Here is an 18,639-nt window from a genome sequence, read left to right as displayed (position 1 = left end):
TATGATGCAGCGAGTCACGAGATAGCAAATGACCTACGTACCCTCCAAAAGCCCGATTCTGAAACTCTGGAACACCCTGGGCGGCAATAGCCTTGGCCGCTGGCTGGTGAGCAAAATTGTCTGTTTCAATGCCCCCTACTTCAGTTCAATCAAACCTCGCTTCAAGCAGATACAGCCGGGCCTGGTTGAAGTCCGACTGAAGAAGCGCCGTGCAGTACAAAACCACATTAAAACCGTGCACGCCATCGCCATGTGTAACGCTGCCGAACTGGCTGGAGGCGTATGCCTGGACGTATCCCTGAATGGCAATTTCCGCTGGATTCCGGTTGGCATGACCGTGCAATACCTGAAGATGGCCAAAACCGACCTGCGCGCCGTGTGTAGGGTCGACGACTTTCATTGGGATTCAGCACAGGATGTGGTGATGCCGGTGAGCGTATTTGATACCAACGGCGAGGAGGTCTTCTACGCGGATATCACAATGCGGATTTCTCCCAAGAAGCAATAAGTTTCGCCGGCACAAAGGTACATTCACGCTTAATAATGCGTGGTTTCTTGGTGAGATGACTATAGCAATGGAAATAGATTGGACTAATCAAAACTGGCCGCTCCCAGCAGATACTGTTAAGTCAATATATTGACCCCGACCTCTGATAAGAATTGACACCGATTTGGGTAAATACGACCCGGAAGCTACTGAAACGCTTCCGGGTCATTTGCATTCGCGCTTTACGCTTACCCCGTCCCTACCACCCCCTACTATAAAAGGAACGTTGCGATAACTTACGCATTATCGATTTCGTCATTCCACTGTTGCTCGTAGCCTGCACGCTCCAGATACCCACCTAGCGTGCTATAAAGCTTCTCCGTCCAGTACTCCGATGTACCCTCGCAAGGCAAGTTCACTCCCTGAGCAGATTTATTAACCATGGCCCAGAAAAACTTACTCAGATGTGTTGCTTCCTCCGCGGAACTTACGAAACCCCGGTCAATAATAGCTAGCGTTTCTCCATCGTTGAGCAGATTTGCGAAAAACTTGGCGACAACTTTCTCTTCCTGATATTTGTACTCGATCATAGCGCTACTCCGGCATCTTCAATCACAGACATTCGATCTGCAATCCACTGCAACTTTTCTATTAATTGATGTACCAGCATTTTCTGCGTCACCGTCAAAAAATAGTGTCCCTTTTTACGTTCATCAGGCAAAAATTCAAGCCCCGGCGGAATATCTGCGGTCTCAAGAACCCAATATACATGTACCGCAGCACCAGGATTGTGCTTTTGCTTCATTTTGTGCAAACCTTTCAGGTGCTGCCAATTGGAAGAAAAAGACAAACCCATCTGAGAATGCGGAAGCACCCACTGCAAGTCGGATGAAAGATACCAGTCTTTAACCCGCAATCCATTGACTAGATCCTCGTAAGCGATCAGTCTTCCCCGCCCTCGACGCGAGTATTGCTTTCAGGTAGCCCAGCAGCTCTGATCTTCCACGGTAGCAATGCCTCGATGGCCTCCACTGATTCGGCTTGTGGCAGACGGCTGTATACCGCAGCCAGATATTTGTGCGGCTCCAGGCCATTCAGCTTAGCCGTTTCAATCAGGCTGTATAGCGCCGCACTGGCTTTGGCCCCTTTCGGCGTATCACTGAAGAGCCAGTTCTTGCGGCCGATCACGAACGGACGTATGGCATTTTCTGCGGCGTTGTTGCCGATACGTAGGCGGCCATCTTCCGTATACCGGTAGAGCTTCGTCCAGTTCTTATCGAGGTACGACATTGCTTTGCCAAGTGTGCTCTTGGGTAGTATTTTCGGTAGGTTTTTATCGAGCCACCCGCGCAGCTTGTCCAGTACGGGCAGGCTTTTCGCCTGGCGGATCTGATAGCGCTCTTCCGCAGTACACGTTTTAGCTTGCCGCTCGATGCCATAGAGGTGGCCGATGTAATTCAATGCAATATCGGCTTTACTGGGCGATTTCGATTTGCTTTTGCTCTTTTTATCTTTGCCGCCGGTAACCTTTTGTGCCTCGATAAATTTCCGCCGCGCGTGGGCCCAGCAACCGATGTGCGTGATGGTGTTTTCACTACCCACGGCGTGGTAACCGGCATAGTCGTCGGTCTGTAGATAGCCGGTGTAGCCGGACAATAGGCGGCCGGCCACGTCGCCACTGCGGCTGGCGTGGTAGTCGTAGAGTACGACTTGCTCATCCGGGAGGCCGCCGAGGCGTACCCACATATAGGATTTGCTCTCCGGTGGCTTGTCGGGCTCCTTGAGTACCTGCACTGGTGTTTCATCGCACTGAATGATGGGACCTGATCGTAATCGGTCTTCCATCAGGTTCAGCAGTGGCTGTACCAGCTCACCGCAGCGGATAATCCAGTTGGCCAGAGTGTTACGTGGGAGATCTACGCCATATCGGGCGAAGATCTTTTCCTGTCGGGCCAGCGGCAGTGCATCTTGGTATTTGGCAACGGTGACCTGGGCCAGCAGGCCGGGACTGGCATTGCTTTTCGGGATGGGCTGGGCCGGTAGTGGCGCCGTTTTGACATTGGACTCGCAGGTCTTGCAGGCGTACTTCTTGCGTACGTGCTGGATGACCTGGATTTTGGCCGGGATGATGTCGAGTTGTTCGCTGATCTCTTCGCCAATAGCCTGGAGCTGGCAGCCGCAAGTACAGCTCTTTTGCTCCTCCGGCAGATCGTGCTCACGGCGGACACGTGGAAGTTCCGCCGGCAAGGCGCGGCGACCGGAGGTCTTTCTCGACTGAGGTTTTGTGGCGTTTTCAGAAGGGGGTTCTTCGGCAAGATCCGGCGCAGGCGTTTCCGATTCGACTTCAGCCTCATCAAAGAAGCCGTACTGATCCGGGGACTGTTCACTGCTGCGGGCAAAGTGCTTGTCCCGCATCAGTAGAATCTGCTCTTCGAGCAGGTCCCTATGTGTCAGGGTAGTTGTCGCCTGAACTTTTCAGAGGACAACCATGCCCCACTATTCACCTGAACGTAAAGAGGCCATCCTCAAGAAGATGGCGCCGCCTCACAGCATGACCGTTGCCGAACTGGCGAGCCAGGAAGGCATCAGTACCGCTACCCTGTACAATTGGCGTAAAGCCGCCAGACAACGAGGTGCTGTTTTGCCTTCCAACTCTGCTACTCCCGATAATTGGAGTAGCGAAGAAAAATTCAAAGTCGTCCTTGAAACTGCCCCAATGACTGAGGCGGAGCTCAGTGAATACTGCCGCAAGAAAGGCCTTTACCCCGAGCAGATTGAGGCCTGGAAAACGGCCTGCATGTCAGCCAATGCTGTATCTGACGAGCAGTCTAAACGCAACCAAAAGGCCAGTAAGGCCGAGAAAAAGCGTATCAAAAAGCTTGAGGCAGAGCTGCGACGTAAGGAGAAGGCGCTCGCTGAAACCGCTGCGCTCCTCACACTGTCAAAAAAAGCCGAGGCGATCTGGGGCCACAAAGACGAGGACGAATGACCAGCCTCCCAGATCGCCAGCAGATCGTTGCTCTGATTGCCGAAGCCAATCGCAGCGGAGCCCGGCTGGCCAAGGCCTGTGCCTTGCTGAACTTGAGCGTACGCACCTATCAACGCTGGGTCACTGACGAGGTTGTCAGGGAAGATCAGAGGCCCGTGGTGCCGAGGCCGGAGCCATCGAACAAACTGACGGCTAAGGAGCGTCAAGCCGTAATAGCCCTGTGTAATCAACCTGAATACCGAAGCTGCCCTCCAGCATTTATTGTTGCTGACCAGCTGGATCAGGGCCATTATCTCGCCTCTGAATCAACGCTCTACCGGGTTTTACATGAATACAATCAAGTCCACCGTAGAGGCCGCCAGAAGGCGCCGGAGCGGAAGCGAGCAGCGACCACACACAAAGCATCAGAACCAAACTGTCTGTGGTCGTGGGATATCTCGTGGCTACCAGGACCAGCATGCGGAACCTGGTATTACCTTTACTTGGTTATGGATGTTTACAGCCGGAAAATTGTCGGCCATGAGGTGTATGAGCGTGAGACCGGAGAGTTGGCTTGTGAGTTTATCGAGAAAGCCTGCTGGCGTGAGCGCCTGACGGCGAAGAGCAAGCCGCTTGTACTGCACTCCGATAATGGTAGCCCCATGAAGGCGGCGACATTCCTGGAGAAACTGTATGACCTTGGTATAACCCCCCTCGAACAGCCGCCCCCCGAGTGAGCAACGACAATGCCTACTCTGAGTCATTGTTCAAGACGCTGAAGTTCCGACCGGGCTTCCCGGCAAGTGGCTTCAAAACGATCAATGAAGCTCGGAACTGGGTGCTGGCGTTTGTGCGATGGTACAACACCGAGCATCGCCACAGTGGCTTGAACTACGTAACACCTGAGCAACGCCATAATGGAGAGGCTCACGAGATACTGATTCAGCGCAGAGTTGTGCTTGAGGCTGCGAAGGCCAAGAACCCTCGACGCTGGTCAGGAGAAACCAGAAACCTCAGCTTGCCGGAGTCAGTAATGCTGAACCCGGACAAGGCGGTAAATTGTTAAAGAGCTGATACCTTAAACGCGACAACTACGTTGACAGATACCGAGGTCGATACGCTGCTGCTTCTGCAGCAACTGAGATTGCTGCTGAACCAGAAGCGCTTTCAGCGCATCGATATCATCTGGGAGTTGTTCGGCGGTCAGCTTCTTCATGACCGCCATTGTATCGCAGCGCGGGCTCAGGTAACCGAGTCGAACTGGATAGATCGGTGGGGTTTTTGGCTCCAGATATTGAGCCCGTCGAGGAGCTGGTTTAGATCGCGACCAGTGCGTAGCTGATAGACAAAGTCCGCATCGCGCATCCACTGGAAGCGCTGTTTCTCTAAGCGCTTGTACCAGACCACGAAGCCGTTGCGTTCCCAGTAGAGTAGCTTGATTTTGTCGCGCCCGCGGTTGCAGAACACGAAGATGGCCTCGAGCGCTGGCGACAGCTCCATCTCCAGCTCCACCAGTGCCGCGAGGCCGTCGATGGACTTGCGCATGTCCACCGGCTCCATGTACAGGTAAACTTGGGCGGACTGTGCCGGCCTTAACATGTGCGCTGCTCTCGCAGCAGGCGCCACAGTATCGGCAGTATTTGCCCAAGAGCGGTGACCGGAAGCTGAAGCTGAATCCCGCCCGGCAGTGAGAGCTCAGCCAGATCGGAGGTTGTCGGCATAGATACCGGGATCAATTTCGGCCGGGGCTTGCTCTGCTTGCTGCGCCAGTAGGTGAAGGTGCTGAGCTTTAGATTGTGCTGGTCACAGTAGACAGCCTGAGATAAACCACTAGCATGCCAGTCCGCAATGTGCTGCTGCCAGAAATCGGTTTTACTTTGGGTGGTCATGTGGATCTCCTGATCGTTAAAAATCAGAAGCGTACCGGGCAGGGTTGCCGAGTTTTAGATGGGGTTAATTGAGCGCTTACTTTAAAAGGACTCATCGAGGCCGCTGATAAGGGAGACTGGGAGACCTTTACCGAGCTATCTGGTGGCCCCACTCCAGAACGAGCCAGCCTACCGTTGCGGGCGCTGCACGTCGCCAAAGAGGGATTAAACAAATACGGCCAAGAAGCTCAAAAACTGATCGGCCTGCTATTCCAAGCCAAATCTCGGGTTGTCACCCGCTTTCACGAATGGACAGTTCGACCAGTTGCTGAATTCGAAAGCTGCGGAGCGGAGGCGAGAGCAATAGGAGGGGCGAACGCCCCTCCCTTGGAGTACTGTCAATAACTGTACGGGCAAATTTAACTACGTATTTATCATCAGACAATCCGTCACATGATGAGCTTTTCCCTTAACACTATCAAAAGAAAGAACCGCCAATTGGTTCCCCTCTCGCAGCTTCACCCAGTCCTGCCACTCACAATTAGTCAGATATTGCAAATGAACAAAGTATTCTTCATCACTTGCATCCTTTGCAAAAAGGAAATTAGACCGGTTCCCCTTTTCATTCTTAGCGAAATGCACAATTTTCACTAAAACGAACTCTCCAACAATTTCATCGATTTCAACCCCGTTAGAAATTATCGGAGAAAGGTATGTTTTCCATCTATACTTTGATTTGAAAGGATTATCGGGTACATCAATCTCCATCAACGAACTAACTTTCTCAACAACCGAGTCCAAATTCGCCCTTGGATGCCCGCGGTATCTGTCAACGTAGTTGTCGCGTTTAAGGTATCAGCTCTTTAACAATTTACCGCCTTGTCCGGGTTCAGCATTACTGACTCCGGCAAGCTGAGGTTTCTGGTTTCTCCTGACCAGCGTCGAGGGTTCTTGGCCTTCGCAGCCTCAAGCACAACTCTGCGCTGAATCAGTATCTCGTGAGCCTCTCCATTATGGCGTTGCTCAGGTGTTACGTAGTTCAAGCCACTGTGGCGATGCTCGGTGTTGTACCATCGCACAAACGCCAGCACCCAGTTCCGAGCTTCATTGATCGTTTTGAAGCCACTTGCCGGGAAGCCCGGTCGGAACTTCAGCGTCTTGAACAATGACTCAGAGTAGGCATTGTCGTTGCTCACTCGGGGGCGGCTGTTCGAGGGGGTTATACCAAGGTCATACAGTTTCTCCAGGAATGTCGCCGCCTTCATGGGGCTACCATTATCGGAGTGCAGTACAAGCGGCTTGCTCTTCGCCGTCAGGCGCTCACGCCAGCAGGCTTTCTCGATAAACTCACAAGCCAACTCTCCGGTCTCACGCTCATACACCTCATGGCCGACAATTTTCCGGCTGTAAACATCCATAACCAAGTAAAGGTAATACCAGGTTCCGCATGCTGGTCCTGGTAGCCACGAGATATCCCACGACCACAGACAGTTTGGTTCTGATGCTTTGTGTGTGGTCGCTGCTCGCTTCCGCTCCGGCGCCTTCTGGCGGCCTCTACGGTGGACTTGATTGTATTCATGTAAAACCCGGTAGAGCGTTGATTCAGAGGCGAGATAATGGCCCTGATCCAGCTGGTCAGCAACAATAAATGCTGGAGGGCAGCTTCGGTATTCAGGTTGATTACACAGGGCTATTACGGCTTGACGCTCCTTAGCCGTCAGTTTGTTCGATGGCTCCGGCCTCGGCACCACGGGCCTCTGATCTTCCCTGACAACCTCGTCAGTGACCCAGCGTTGATAGGTGCGTACGCTCAAGTTCAGCAAGGCACAGGCCTTGGCCAGCCGGGCTCCGCTGCGATTGGCTTCGGCAATCAGAGCAACGATCTGCTGGCGATCTGGGAGGCTGGTCATTCGTCCTCGTCTTTGTGGCCCCAGATCGCCTCGGCTTTTTTTGACAGTGTGAGGAGCGCAGCGGTTTCAGCGAGCGCCTTCTCCTTACGTCGCAGCTCTGCCTCAAGCTTTTTGATACGCTTTTTCTCGGCCTTACTGGCCTTTTGGTTGCGTTTAGACTGCTCGTCAGATACAGCATTGGCTGACATGCAGGCCGTTTTCCAGGCCTCAATCTGCTCGGGGTAAAGGCCTTTCTTGCGGCAGTATTCACTGAGCTCCGCCTCAGTCATTGGGGCAGTTTCAAGGACGACTTTGAATTTTTCTTCGCTACTCCAATTATCGGGAGTAGCAGAGTTGGAAGGCAAAACAGCACCTCGTTGTCTGGCGGCTTTACGCCAATTGTACAGGGTAGCGGTACTGATGCCTTCCTGGCTCGCCAGTTCGGCAACGGTCATGCTGTGAGGCGGCGCCATCTTCTTGAGGATGGCCTCTTTACGTTCAGGTGAATAGTGGGGCATGGTTGTCCTCTGAAAAGTTCAGGCGACAACTACCCTGACACATAGGGCCCGTCAACAATATCAAGTAAGTGCTTATCACAAAAAACTAGAGCATCACGGGCAAGATCAACATTGTTTTTACGAAATAATTGATTTACAAAACATACAATAATTTCTTCAACCAACTTAAATGCTTGAACACAGAAAGCAGCTGCGTAGCCTTCATGAGACAACACTTCGTCTGTAATCTTCAACGCACTATTTAGGGATTTCTTCGCCCCTTCATGATCCGAATGTATTTCTAGCTCCAACTTTCTTTTAAAGGCCGTAGCTCTAAATGTACCTACAATACCCTTGAGATGACCCAATTCCTTCCATTTTTTTGTCTCCTCAATAACCTGCAAGAACTCCCCTGTATAAATCAGCCCCAGGTAATAACCTTGGTAAACAGATCTTTCAAAGTCTTCAAAATCATCAACCAATTCAACCCTACCAAAGTCCGAAAGAATATCTCGGTATACGACCACAGCCTTTTCTGGCTGCATGGCAGAATGATAAAATCGCCCCAAACCATACATCATAACCAAAGGATTATCAGATGCTGAAACAGCCTTTTTGTATTCAACTTCAGCCTGATCAATTAACTGAAGCTTTAAGAGTATTAAGGCGTACGCCCTTAAAAAGAACTCATTCTCCGAGTAGTGAACATATTTTTCTTTAAATTCTTTATATGCTTCCGCGAGGAGCTCTCGCTTCTTGAAAGCTCTATTCGACTTCTGCAAGATAATCTTAAGAGCGTCATCAGTATCAACTGGAATAAAATCAATGTGCCAAGACGGGGTTTTATTGACTCGCTGCTGAACATCAATTTGCGTAGCTATTGCCTTTCTCGAGGAGATTTTTTGTTGTATTTTTTCTCGCACTAGTAAGTTTTTTGGATTATACGCGAGAAGCTCTTCAACTGAGCCATTAACCTGATAAGATTCAACATCGTCTTTAGAAGAAATCCTCTTGATCAGCGATGTACGGAATAGATTAGACAACGCCTCTGCAGCCTGGTCAGGATTACAACCTAATATCTCACACACACTTCTCCTATCGCACACGCCACGGATAAATATCAACTCAAGCACCTGAACTGATAAATCGGGCAATGAATCGATTAAGTTTTTAAATGAAAATTCAGAGATGCTAGATTTTGCCTGGCTAATTGAATCAGGAATTTCATTTCCAGATAAAATTAAATCGATCGTCAATCGTATTGCTAGAGGGTTACAGTAGCAGAGTTTCGCAATTTCCAAATATCTCGAGTTCTCTAACTCCTCACCACCTCGATTCTTATTATAGAGGCGCGCAAGATGTTCTGCTGATCGCTCAGGCAGCTCGGACAGCGTGTGGATATAAGCATTTGTGATGGTCACTCGACTTGTAACCAATACCTTCCACGTTTGTGGAAGTAAATCTACCACCTCCTCAAAAACCTCAGGACTATCCCTAAGAATAGTTTCAAGATTATCAATGCAAATCAAAAGCCTCTTATCTGCGTAACTTGCAATAAATTCGCGGATATTATCAAAATTTTCATCGAATACGTCATTTAATATCTTACGAACTTGATCCTCTAATTGCAGAGATTCGAAGTCAGACGCAATTTTTTTGGCCCCACCCTGTGTCAACTCCTCAACCTTTAGCGAGCAATAACAAACTCCATCAACCCAATCTGTGGAACTGGGGGAGGACACAATCGACTTCAAAAGGTCTATCGCCAAGGCTGTCTTTCCAAATCCTCCAGGGGCCACGATGGCAAGCGTGTTAGTTCTTGGCGATTTAAGTTTTTTGGTAAGGTAGTCATGCTCCTTATTACGGCCAATGAGTCCCGTAACATCGGATTCCGCTGTAGCTGGCAAATTATTAGGAATCTCCCATTTATAGCGGTCTTCCCACCCTTCAGGTGGATCTTCTATCGTATTATTCTCTGCGGAATACAGGCAGCCCATTAACTCCTTGATCCCTAGCCGCTCGAATGCCGGGTCAGAGCAAATTGCTGCAACCCTATACCAGTAACAATTAAAAAAAGTACGATTAGGATGGGCAATCGCATTGCGAATTTCAAATAGAGATAAATCGTGAGCTAAACGGTACAAATGCTTAACATGATTTTCCGAGCTTGTACCTTGAGTTGCTGCAATAGCAAGCTTAAAAATATCGTCGAGATAACTCTTCTCGAGCTCATTTCCGATATTTACATCGGAATATCCAGAGTTCCCGAGTGATATGGCACCCTCGTTGTCACGAACATAGTTACCCAATGACTCCTCAAGTTCATAAAGCAACATCGCGGTCTTTCTTTTATTTTTCGTTAAATCCAACTGCGCCCCCTTTTTTTAAACTAAGCGACCAGTAGTTCTTATACATGTAAAAGTAAGACGGACACAACCTACGGCTTCCAGAGGCTGCGTCACTGCTGGATACGATTGCGATAGCAGCCCACCTCTCTTCCTTATTGATGGCAAGCGCTGCAAGACCAGCCGGCATTGTCGCCACTAGGACTTAATATGGACTTAAATTCCAGACACAAAAAAGCCCGCTAACTTGACGGGCTTCTAAGTCGTTGATTTACAACGATTTTATGGTCGGAGTGGCCGGATTTGAACCGACGACCACCACACCCCCAGTGTGGTGCGCTACCAGGCTGCGCTACACTCCGATGGAGATATAAACCGAGCGGTCAAAGTGACGTAAGTGCTTGATTTATAAGGGGCATCGCTTGGCGATGAGGCGCAAATCATACCGAAGTACGGAGGGAATGCAAGCCCGTTTTGCGCCTTTTTGACTCTGGTTAGATCAGGCTTCCACTTCCAGCAATTCCAGCACACCTTCGAGCTCGGCGATCATCTGTGGGATCACCTGGTTCAGCTGAACCGTCTGCACTTTCTCGGAGGTACCGCTTTCCATCTGCAGGCGTGCGCCGCCAATGGTGTAGCCCTCTTCGTACAGGAGCGCACGGATCTGACGGATGAGGATGACATCCTGGTGTTGGTAGTAGCGGCGGTTGCCGCGACGTTTGACCGGGCTGAGCTGCGGGAATTCCTGTTCCCAGTAGCGCAGTACGTGAGGTTTGACAGCACACAGCTCGCTGACCTCACCGATGGTGAAATAGCGTTTCCCCGGGATTACAGGGAGTTCGCTGTTATGACTCGCTTCCAGCATCTTCTTCTACTCGTGCCTTGAGTTTTTGCCCCGGCTTGAAGGTGACTACCCTTCTCGCGGAAATGGGGATTTCTTCGCCAGTCTTGGGGTTCCGTCCCGGGCGCTGGCTTTTGTCACGCAGATCGAAATTGCCAAACCCCGACAGTTTGACCTGCTCGTTATTTTCAAGGGCGTTGCGGATTTCCTCGAAGAAATATTCGACGATTTCTTTGGCTTCGCGCTTGTTGAAACCCAGCTCTTCGTACAACTTCTCGGCGAGCCCGGCTTTGGTCAGTGCCTCTGTCATTGGTTCCTGCCCAACAGATTCAGAGGCGTCGACTCCCGGTTGTTCAGCCTGGTACCGCGTTGGCTTGGAACCCGGAGGCAGACGCTCTCGGGATACGCGCGTCAGACTGCGTACCCCGGAGCGATTTCCGAATCAGCGCAGGCTGGCGTTGTATTTTTGTTCTAGTTCAGAAACAACCGCTTGCACGGCGGCATTGATTTCTTCGTCGTTAAGGGTGCGCGAGGGATGCTGAAAGGTCAAGCCCATGGCGACACTTTTTCTATTAAAATCAATGCCTTTGCCCTGATAGACGTCAAAAATGTTGAAGTCTGTCAAAAATTCACCAGCGGCGCTGACCGCCGATTCAGCCAGCTGACCAACCGGGGTCTCTACGTCTGCCAGTATGGCGAGATCGCGGCGCACCTCGGGGAATTTAGACAGTGGAATAAAGGCAGGAATGACCGCCTGCCCCAGCCCGTCCAGGCTCAGCTCAAACAGGAAGGCACCTTTTGGCAGGTCGTAGGCTTTTTGCAGTTCCGGGTGCAGTGCGCCCAGTACGCCAACGGGCTTGCCGTTGCGCTGCAGCTCGGCGCACTGGCCGGGGTGCAGAGCGGAGTGCCTGGCGGGAACGAAGGTGAATTCGCCCTCTGCCTCGAAGTGGCTCAGCAGCGCTTCCACATCCGCTTTGATGTCATAGAAGTCCACCAGGTCTTTGGAGCCGGTCCAGCCTTCCGGCTGACGGGTACCGTAGATCAGACCGGCGAGCATACGCTCCTGTTGCAGTGCCCCACCCTCATTGCCGGGCACGAAACGCAGGCCGGTTTCGAACAGGCGCAGGCGGTCCTGCTGGCGGTTGAGGTTGTACTGCAGGGCTTTGACCAGGCCCGGCATCAGCGTGGTGCGCATGACGGAGAGCTCTGCGCTGATAGGGTTCTGCAGGGCTACAGGCTCTACTTCCGGGTCGAATTTGGCGGAGGCATCGCGATCGATAAAGCTGAAGGTGATGGCCTCTTGATAGCCGCGGGACAGTAGGGTCTGCTCCAGGCGGGACTGGGCCACATTGGCTTCGGCGCGCGGCACAATATCCAGAGACGCTTTCAAGGCGACACTGGGAATACGGTTGTAGCCGTAGACGCGTGCCAGTTCTTCCAGCAGGTCGGATTCGATAGCGATATCGAAACGGAAGCTGGGCACCAGGAAGGTCCAGCCTTCGCTGTCTTCAGCGATCTTTTCCAGGCCCAGACGGGTGACAATCTCAACGATCTCGGCATCGCTCATTTCGATACCGAGACCACCGCTTACACGCTGGCGGCGCAGGGTGATATTGCGCTCGGCCGGCATGGCTTCGGTCACTTCACGCAGGTGTACCGGGCCCGGCTCACCGCCGACGATTTCCAGCAGCAGCTGGGTCGCGCGCTCAATGGCTTTTTCCTGCAGGCGGTAATCCACGCCGCGCTCGAAGCGGTGGGAGGAATCTGTGTGCAGGCCGTAGGAACGGGCTTTACCGGCAATGGCCAGCGGGCTGAAAAAGGCGCTTTCCAGGAAGATGTCGTTGGTGGCCTTGGTGACGGAGGAATCCAGTCCACCCATGATGCCCGCGATGGCCAGTGGGCCTTTCTCGTCGGCAATCAGCAGGGTGTCGGCTTTCAGTTCCACTTCCTGCTCGTCCAGCAGGGTGAGCTTTTCGCCCTGCTCCGCCATACGCACCTTGATGCCGCCGCTCAGTTTGGCGAGGTCGAAGGCATGCATGGGCTGGCCCAGTTCCAGCAGAACATAGTTGGTGACATCCACCACCGGATCAATGCTGCGCACACCACTGCGACGCAGGCGCTCCTGCATCCACAGCGGGGTTTCTGCGTCGATATTGATGTTGCGGATCACACGGCCGACGTAGCGCGGACAGGCGTCTTCGGCGAGCAGGGAAACTTGCAGGCTGTCGTCGATTACCGGGGCAACCGCCTCGATAACCGGCGGGGTGACTTCGCAGCGGTTCAGCACACCCACTTCACGGGCGATACCGGCGACGCCGAGGCAGTCGGAACGGTTCGGGGTCAGGTCGACCTCGATAGTGCTGTCGTCCAGCTGCAGGTATTCGCGCAGGTCGGTGCCGGTAACGGCGTCTTCTGGCAGCTCCCAGATACCGTCGTTGTCGTCACCCAGTTCCAGTTCGGTCTGGGCACACAGCATGCCGAAGCTCTCGACGCCGCGCAGTTTGGCTTTTTTGATTTTGAAATCGCCGGGCAGCTTGGCGCCCACTAAAGCGAAAGGAATCTTGATGCCGGTGCGCGCATTGGGTGCGCCGCAGACCACTTGCATCTCCCCTTCCGGGTGGCCTTTTACTTTACAGACGCGCAGTTTGTCGGCGTCCGGATGCTGTTCACAGGCGACGATTTCACCCACGACCACACCGGAAAATGCGCCGGCTACTGGCTCTACGGCGTCCACTTCCAGGCCCGCCATGGTGATCTGGTCGGCCAGCTGCTGTGCTGTCAGGTCCGGGTTTACCCACTCCCGTAACCAGGCGTTGCTGAATTTCATATCTGATCTCTAGCTATTTGTTTCTTGCGCGCTTTGCGCGGTTCACCCACACAGTGGGCTCCCAATAAATTGGATTCGATTTAGAACTGCTTGAGGAAACGCAGGTCGTTGTCGAAGAACAGGCGCAGGTCGTTTACGCCGTAACGCAGCATGGCCATGCGCTCGACGCCGAGGCCGAAGGCAAAGCCGGAGTATTTTTCGCTGTCGATATCGCAGGAGGCGAAGACGTTGGGGTGCACCATGCCGCAGCCGAGAATTTCCAGCCAGCCAGTGCCGGAACACACGCGGCAGCCCTCACCGCCACAGTTGGTGCACTGGATATCCGCTTCCGCAGACGGCTCGGTGAACGGGAAATAGGACGGGCGGAAACGCACCGGTACGTCCGCTTCAAAGAAGGCCTTGAGGAACTGGTCGATACAGCCTTTCAGGTGCGCGAAGCTCACGCCTTCGTCGATCACCAGGCCTTCCACCTGGTGGAACATGGGCGAGTGGGTAACGTCGGAATCGCAACGGTACACGCGGCCCGGGCAGATAATGCGCAAGGGCGGATTGGTTTTTTCCATGGTGCGGATCTGCACGGAGGACGTGTGCGTGCGCAGTACCGTGGACGGATCGATATAGAAGGTGTCGTGCATGGCCCGCGCCGGGTGGTGGGCGGGAATATTCAGGGCTTCAAAGTTGTAGTAGTCGCCCTCCACTTCCGGGCCCTGTTCGACGGAGAAGCCGAGGCGCTGGAAGATCTCTTCAATGCGACGCAGGGTACGGGTGATGGGGTGCATGCTGCCGTGATCTTCACCGCGGCCCGGCAGGGTGACGTCGATGGTCTCTTTGGCCAGCTTTTCTTCGATGGCGGCTTTTTCCATCGCGGTACGGCGCGCATTGATCGCGTCCTGCACCTGCTGCTTGGCTTCGTTGATTTTGGCTCCCGCCGCGGGACGCTCTTCCGCAGAGAGCTTGCCCAGACCTTTCAGCAGTGCGGTGATCTGGCCTTTCTTACCCAGGTAATCTACCCGCACCTGGTCCAGTGCGGCGAGGTCGCCGGCCTTTTCTACCAGCGCCAGCGCCTGCTCGGTGAGGGACTGCAATTCTTGCATTGATACTATCTCGCTTAAGGCTCGCTATTCGCTCGCTCTGACTCGTTCTGATCGATGAGTGACAATGAGTACTTATTTTCCGCAGCGGATAATAGCAGTCCACCGCGTCATAAATTTGTTCTGTATAGACATTACAGATAAAAAAATAGGGAAGAGCCAAACAGCCCTTCCCTATTTTTAAAGCACAAATCCGCCCTCGCGGGCCGATTTATTCTGCAGGCGCTAATTAAGCTGCCAGGGCTGCCTTGGCTTTTTCAACTACGGCAGCAAAAGCGGCTTTGTCGTATACCGCCAGATCAGCCAGAACACGGCGATCCAGAGCGATATCCGCCTTCTTCAGGCCAGCAATCAGTCGGCTGTAGCTCAGGCCTTCAGCGCGGGACTGGGCGTTGATACGCGTGATCCACAGAGCGCGGAAGTTACGCTTCTTAACGCGACGGTCGCGGTAAGCGTACTGACCAGCTTTGATGACTGCCTGCTTGGCTACGCGGAATACGCGAGAACGCGCACCGTAGTAACCTTTAGCCTGCTTCAGAATTTTCTTGTGACTGCGACGCGCCACTACACCACGTTTTACACGGGCCATATCAATATCCTCTTAAAAACTTACGTGTGCAGCCAATTACTTGGCGCGCAGCATGCGATCGACCAGGGTGGCATCAGACTTGTTCAAAGTGTTGGTGCCGCGCAGCTGACGCTTACGCTTGGTGGTCATCTTGGTGAGGATGTGGCTCTTGTTGGCGTGCTTGTGCTTGTAGCCCGAAGCCGTCTTCTTGAAGCGCTTGGCAGCGCCACTGTGTACTTTTGCTTTCGGCATTTTGTACTCCAAAGTAAATAATGACCCACGAATGGGCTTGTTTAATTGGCTACAGGCCGAGGCCTGTAACTGTGCGGGAGTGAGAAGGCAGCCGTCGCCCGATCACTTCCCGAAAAGAAGGTGCAGAGTGAACCCTGCGCCTTACTTTTTCTTTTTACTGGGCGCGATGACCATGATCATCTGACGGCCTTCCATCTTCGGCCGCTGCTCCACAGTACCCAGCTCCTCGAGATCTTTCTCGATGCGCTGCATCATTTCCATCCCCAACTCCTGGTGGGCCATTTCACGGCCGCGGAAGCGCAGGGAGACTTTCGCCTTGTCCCCGGCTTCCAGGAAGCGGGTCAGGTTGCGCAGCTTGATCTGGTAGTCGCCGATATCGGTACCGGGACGGAACTTCATTTCCTTGATCTGCTGCTGCTTCTGTTTCTTCTTAGCCGCATTTTTAGCCTTCTTGGCCTCAAATACGTGCTTGCCATAGTCCATGATTTTACAGACGATGGGGTCGGAGTCCGAGGCGATTTCAACGAGATCCAGGCTGGCTTTCTGCGCGTGTTCCAGCGCCTCTTCCAGAGAAACAATACCTACCTGTTCACCATCCGCACCGATCAGTCGCAGTTGCGATGCTTCGATCTGATCATTGATGCGGGCCTTTTTGGACTTTCCTTTCATATCTCGTTTAATAACACTCGTCTCCGGTAATTAATAAAAGTCTACTGGGCACTTATTCAGCTGCGCCCTCAATAGACGAACGGCCGCGGCGATCCACATCCTGGCGGAGGAGCTCAAGGAAAGACTCATAAGTCATGGTTCCGAGGTCCTCACCGCTACGTGTCCGCACGGCGACCGTCTGGTTTTCCACTTCCTTATCGCCGATTACCAGCAGATAAGGTACACGCTGAAGCGTGTGCTCGCGGATTTTAAAGCCGATCTTCTCGTTTCTCAAGTCGGCAGCGGCGCGGAAACCTTCTGCACCCAGCTTGGACTCGAGGTTCTGGCAGTATTCAGACTGGCGGTCGGTGATATTCAGCACCGCCACCTGCTGCGGGGCCAGCCAGGTCGGGAAGGCACCCTCGTAGTTCTCGATCAGAATACCGATAAAGCGCTCGAACGACCCGAGGGTCGCACGGTGCAGCATTACCGGGGTCTGACGGGAACCATCTTCCGCCACATACTGGGCGTCCAGGCGGCCCGGCATGGAGAAGTCCACCTGAATGGTGCCGCACTGCCATACACGGCCGAGGCAGTCTTTCAGGGAGAATTCGATCTTGGGCCCGTAGAAGGCACCCTCACCCGGCAGCTCTTCCCACGGCAGGTCCGCCGCATTCAGGGCATCCGCCAGGGCTTTCTCCGCCTTGTCCCAGCTTTCGTCAGAGCCGACGCGCTGTTCCGGACGGGTAGATAAACGATAGATCACTTCCTCGAAGCCGAAGTCTTTATAGACCGCGTGCAGCAGGTCCATGAACTCGGACACTTCGGACTGGATCTGATCTTCGGTACAGAAGATGTGGCCATCGTCCTGCACAAAACCGCGCACACGCATCAGGCCGTGCAGGGAACCGGAGGGTTCGCTGCGGTGACAGGAGCCGAACTCCGCCAGTCGCAGGGGCAGATCGCGGTAGCTGCGCAGGCCCTGATTGAACACCTGCACGTGACAGGGGCAGTTCATGGGCTTGATGGCGAACTGACGCTCTTCGCTGGTCAGTGTGAACATGTCGTCGCCGAACTTGTCGGCGTGACCGGATTTCTGCCACAGGGAGAAATCCACCAGTTGCGGGGTCTTGATCTCTTTGTAGCCGCGCTCGCGCTGGCGCTCACGCATGTACTGCTCAACGGTGCTGTATACCGTCCAACCGTTGGGGTGCCAGAACACCATGCCCGGCGCTTCTTCCTGAATATGGAACAGGTCAAACTTCTTCGCCAGCTTGCGGTGGTCGCGCTTTTCCGCTTCCGCGATACGGTGCAGATACGCCTTGAGCTCTTTCTTGTTGGCCCAGGCGGTACCGTAAACACGGGTCAGCATTTCGTTTTTGGCATCGCCACGCCAGTAAGCGCCGGCCACTTTGGTCAGTTTGAAGGCCTTCAGCTTGCCGGTAGACGGCACGTGCGGGCCGCGACACAGGTCTTCAAAGTCGCCCTGGCGATACAGGGAGATATCTTCGTTGGTGGGAATGCTGGCGATAATTTCCGCCTTGTATTCTTCCCCCATCTCACGGAAGTATTTGACCGCGTCATCCCGGGGCAGCAGGCGACGGCTGACCGGAATATCTTCCTTGGCCAGCTCTTCCATGCGCTTCTCGATCTTTTCCAGATCTTCCGGGGTAAATTGCCGCTCGTAGGCGAAATCGTAATAGAAGCCGTCTTCGATCACCGGGCCGATGGTGACCTGAGCACCGGGGTACAGCTGCTTGACCGCCTGGGCCAGCAGGTGTGCGGTGGAGTGACGAATGATTTCCAGGCCTTCCGGCTGGCGATCGGTCACGATGGCCAGGTCGGCATCGTGATCAATCACAAAACTGGTGTCCACTTCCTTGCCGTCGACAACACCCGCCAGGGCAGCTTTCGCCAGGCCGGGACCAATATCATTGGCAACGTCGAATACGGAAACAGGGTTGGAGAATTCGCGACGGGAACCGTCAGGGAGGGTAACAACAGGCATTGTTCTTCCTTTTGTTTCAGTGGCGATCCCTACGAAAGACCGCGTGATTCACAGTGTGTGAAGAGTGGGCTTTGGCCCGGTGCGAGCTAGATCAGGATAGGAGAAAGAACTCGCGAGAAAATGGTAGACCCGAGCAGACTCGAACTGCTGACCTCTGCCATGTCAAGGCAGCGCTCTAACCAACTGAGCTACGGGTCTAAAGACTGACAACTGGAACCCGTAGGACACGGCCCCCGCTGCAGAGGACGCGAACTTTAGCACCAGCTTTTTTGCTTTTCAACTGCCGAAATCAGAAAAAATTTCCGCCAATCAAGCACTTGGGGTATCGTGGCCCGGCTGCAGGATGCAGC

At 53.4% G+C, this 18,639-nt stretch carries 18 protein-coding genes, 2 tRNA genes and 1 pseudogene; 2 read left to right on the top strand and 19 right to left on the bottom strand.

From position 1 onward, the window contains the following. The first annotated feature begins 28 nt into the window (after positions 1-28). Positions 29-508, top strand: coding sequence for a hotdog fold domain-containing protein (locus AU11_RS01515; RefSeq protein WP_043315916.1), 480 nt, complete (start codon positions 29-31; stop codon positions 506-508). Between the two features lie 275 nt (positions 509-783). Here AU11_RS01515 and AU11_RS01510 read toward each other — a convergent pair whose 3' ends face one another. The 3 genes from AU11_RS01510 to AU11_RS01500 are packed head-to-tail and all read right to left on the bottom strand — an operon-like array spanning position 784 to position 2,911. Next, the gene (locus tag AU11_RS01510) at positions 784-1,077 is read right to left on the bottom strand and encodes a hypothetical protein (RefSeq protein WP_043315914.1); all 294 of its coding nucleotides are present in this window, start codon (positions 1,075-1,077) and stop codon (positions 784-786) included. After that, positions 1,074-1,403, bottom strand: a complete 330-nt coding sequence (locus AU11_RS01505) for a hypothetical protein (RefSeq protein ID WP_156035079.1) — start codon at positions 1,401-1,403, stop codon at positions 1,074-1,076. Before AU11_RS01505 ends, AU11_RS01510 begins: the two co-directional genes overlap by 4 nt. Positions 1,404-1,429: 26 nt before the next feature. Continuing rightward, positions 1,430-2,911: an IS66 family transposase gene (locus AU11_RS01500; RefSeq protein WP_255343216.1), complete on the bottom strand. Its 1,482-nt coding sequence runs from the start codon at positions 2,909-2,911 to the stop codon at positions 1,430-1,432. A 64-nt stretch (positions 2,912-2,975) separates the two neighbouring features. Here AU11_RS01500 and AU11_RS01490 point away from each other — a divergent pair. Next, positions 2,976-4,521, top strand: a pseudogene (locus AU11_RS01490) (IS3 family transposase). A 12-nt stretch (positions 4,522-4,533) separates the two neighbouring features. On the opposite strand, the gene AU11_RS18205 reads toward AU11_RS01490, so the two are convergent. The 16 genes from AU11_RS18205 to AU11_RS01410 form a co-directional block, all read right to left on the bottom strand. Then, positions 4,534-4,671, bottom strand: a complete 138-nt coding sequence (locus tag AU11_RS18205; RefSeq protein ID WP_156035077.1) for a hypothetical protein — start codon at positions 4,669-4,671, stop codon at positions 4,534-4,536. Between the two features lie 26 nt (positions 4,672-4,697). Then, on the bottom strand, positions 4,698-5,054 hold the full coding sequence (gene tnpB, locus AU11_RS01485; protein ID WP_043315912.1) for an IS66 family insertion sequence element accessory protein TnpB: 357 nt from the start codon (positions 5,052-5,054) through the stop codon (positions 4,698-4,700). Further along, a complete protein-coding gene (locus AU11_RS01480; protein WP_043315910.1) occupies positions 5,048-5,344 on the bottom strand; it encodes a hypothetical protein in 297 nt (98 codons plus the stop codon). The genes tnpB and AU11_RS01480 overlap by 7 nt, the downstream gene beginning before the upstream one ends. A gap of 402 nt (positions 5,345-5,746) precedes the next feature. Then, the gene (locus AU11_RS01475; protein ID WP_043315908.1) at positions 5,747-6,091 is read right to left on the bottom strand and encodes a hypothetical protein; all 345 of its coding nucleotides are present in this window, start codon (positions 6,089-6,091) and stop codon (positions 5,747-5,749) included. 95 nt (positions 6,092-6,186) lie between these two features. Next, a protein-coding gene (locus tag AU11_RS01470; protein WP_156035073.1) for an IS3 family transposase occupies positions 6,187-7,730 on the bottom strand; the annotation gives its coding sequence in 2 pieces (ribosomal slippage) (positions 6,187-7,259 and positions 7,259-7,730; 1,545 coding nt in all). 29 nt (positions 7,731-7,759) lie between these two features. Continuing rightward, positions 7,760-10,078 carry an ATP-binding protein gene (locus AU11_RS01460; protein ID WP_156035070.1) on the bottom strand — a complete coding sequence of 773 codons (2,319 nt, stop codon included), beginning with the start codon at positions 10,076-10,078 and terminating at the stop codon, positions 7,760-7,762. A gap of 261 nt (positions 10,079-10,339) precedes the next feature. Beyond that, positions 10,340-10,416 (bottom strand) — tRNA-Pro (locus tag AU11_RS01455). A 137-nt stretch (positions 10,417-10,553) separates the two neighbouring features. Further along, a complete protein-coding gene (locus AU11_RS01450; RefSeq protein ID WP_043315902.1) occupies positions 10,554-10,919 on the bottom strand; it encodes a MerR family transcriptional regulator in 366 nt (121 codons plus the stop codon). Continuing rightward, positions 10,900-11,205 (bottom strand): integration host factor subunit alpha, encoded by a 306-nt coding sequence (gene ihfA / locus AU11_RS01445; RefSeq protein WP_043315900.1) that lies wholly within the window; start codon positions 11,203-11,205, stop codon positions 10,900-10,902. Before ihfA ends, AU11_RS01450 begins: the two co-directional genes overlap by 20 nt. Before the next feature lie 132 nt (positions 11,206-11,337). Beyond that, on the bottom strand, positions 11,338-13,722 hold the full coding sequence (gene pheT, locus AU11_RS01440) for a phenylalanine--tRNA ligase subunit beta (protein ID WP_043315898.1): 2,385 nt from the start codon (positions 13,720-13,722) through the stop codon (positions 11,338-11,340). An 80-nt stretch (positions 13,723-13,802) separates the two neighbouring features. Then, positions 13,803-14,816 carry a phenylalanine--tRNA ligase subunit alpha gene (gene pheS, locus AU11_RS01435; RefSeq protein WP_043315896.1) on the bottom strand — a complete coding sequence of 338 codons (1,014 nt, stop codon included), beginning with the start codon at positions 14,814-14,816 and terminating at the stop codon, positions 13,803-13,805. A gap of 226 nt (positions 14,817-15,042) precedes the next feature. Then, complete coding sequence (gene rplT / locus AU11_RS01430) at positions 15,043-15,402, bottom strand: 50S ribosomal protein L20 (RefSeq protein WP_010131381.1); 360 nt, start codon at positions 15,400-15,402, stop codon at positions 15,043-15,045. A gap of 36 nt (positions 15,403-15,438) precedes the next feature. After that, positions 15,439-15,633: a 50S ribosomal protein L35 gene (rpmI, locus tag AU11_RS01425; protein ID WP_010131383.1), complete on the bottom strand. Its 195-nt coding sequence runs from the start codon at positions 15,631-15,633 to the stop codon at positions 15,439-15,441. Positions 15,634-15,774: 141 nt separating this feature from the next. Continuing rightward, positions 15,775-16,302, bottom strand: coding sequence for a translation initiation factor IF-3 (infC, locus tag AU11_RS01420; protein WP_043315894.1), 528 nt, complete (start codon positions 16,300-16,302; stop codon positions 15,775-15,777). 52 nt (positions 16,303-16,354) lie between these two features. Continuing rightward, positions 16,355-18,289 (bottom strand): threonine--tRNA ligase, encoded by a 1,935-nt coding sequence (thrS, locus tag AU11_RS01415; RefSeq protein ID WP_043315892.1) that lies wholly within the window; start codon positions 18,287-18,289, stop codon positions 16,355-16,357. A gap of 121 nt (positions 18,290-18,410) precedes the next feature. Then, positions 18,411-18,487 (bottom strand) — tRNA-Val (locus AU11_RS01410). Between the last annotated feature and the right edge of the window lie 152 nt (positions 18,488-18,639).

The sequence above is a fragment of the Microbulbifer sp. HZ11 genome, assembly GCF_000708675.1.
Classification (GTDB): domain Bacteria; phylum Pseudomonadota; class Gammaproteobacteria; order Pseudomonadales; family Cellvibrionaceae; genus Microbulbifer.
The sequence above is the reverse complement of the archived record's forward strand: the minus strand, read 5'-3'. Positions and strand labels throughout refer to the sequence as shown.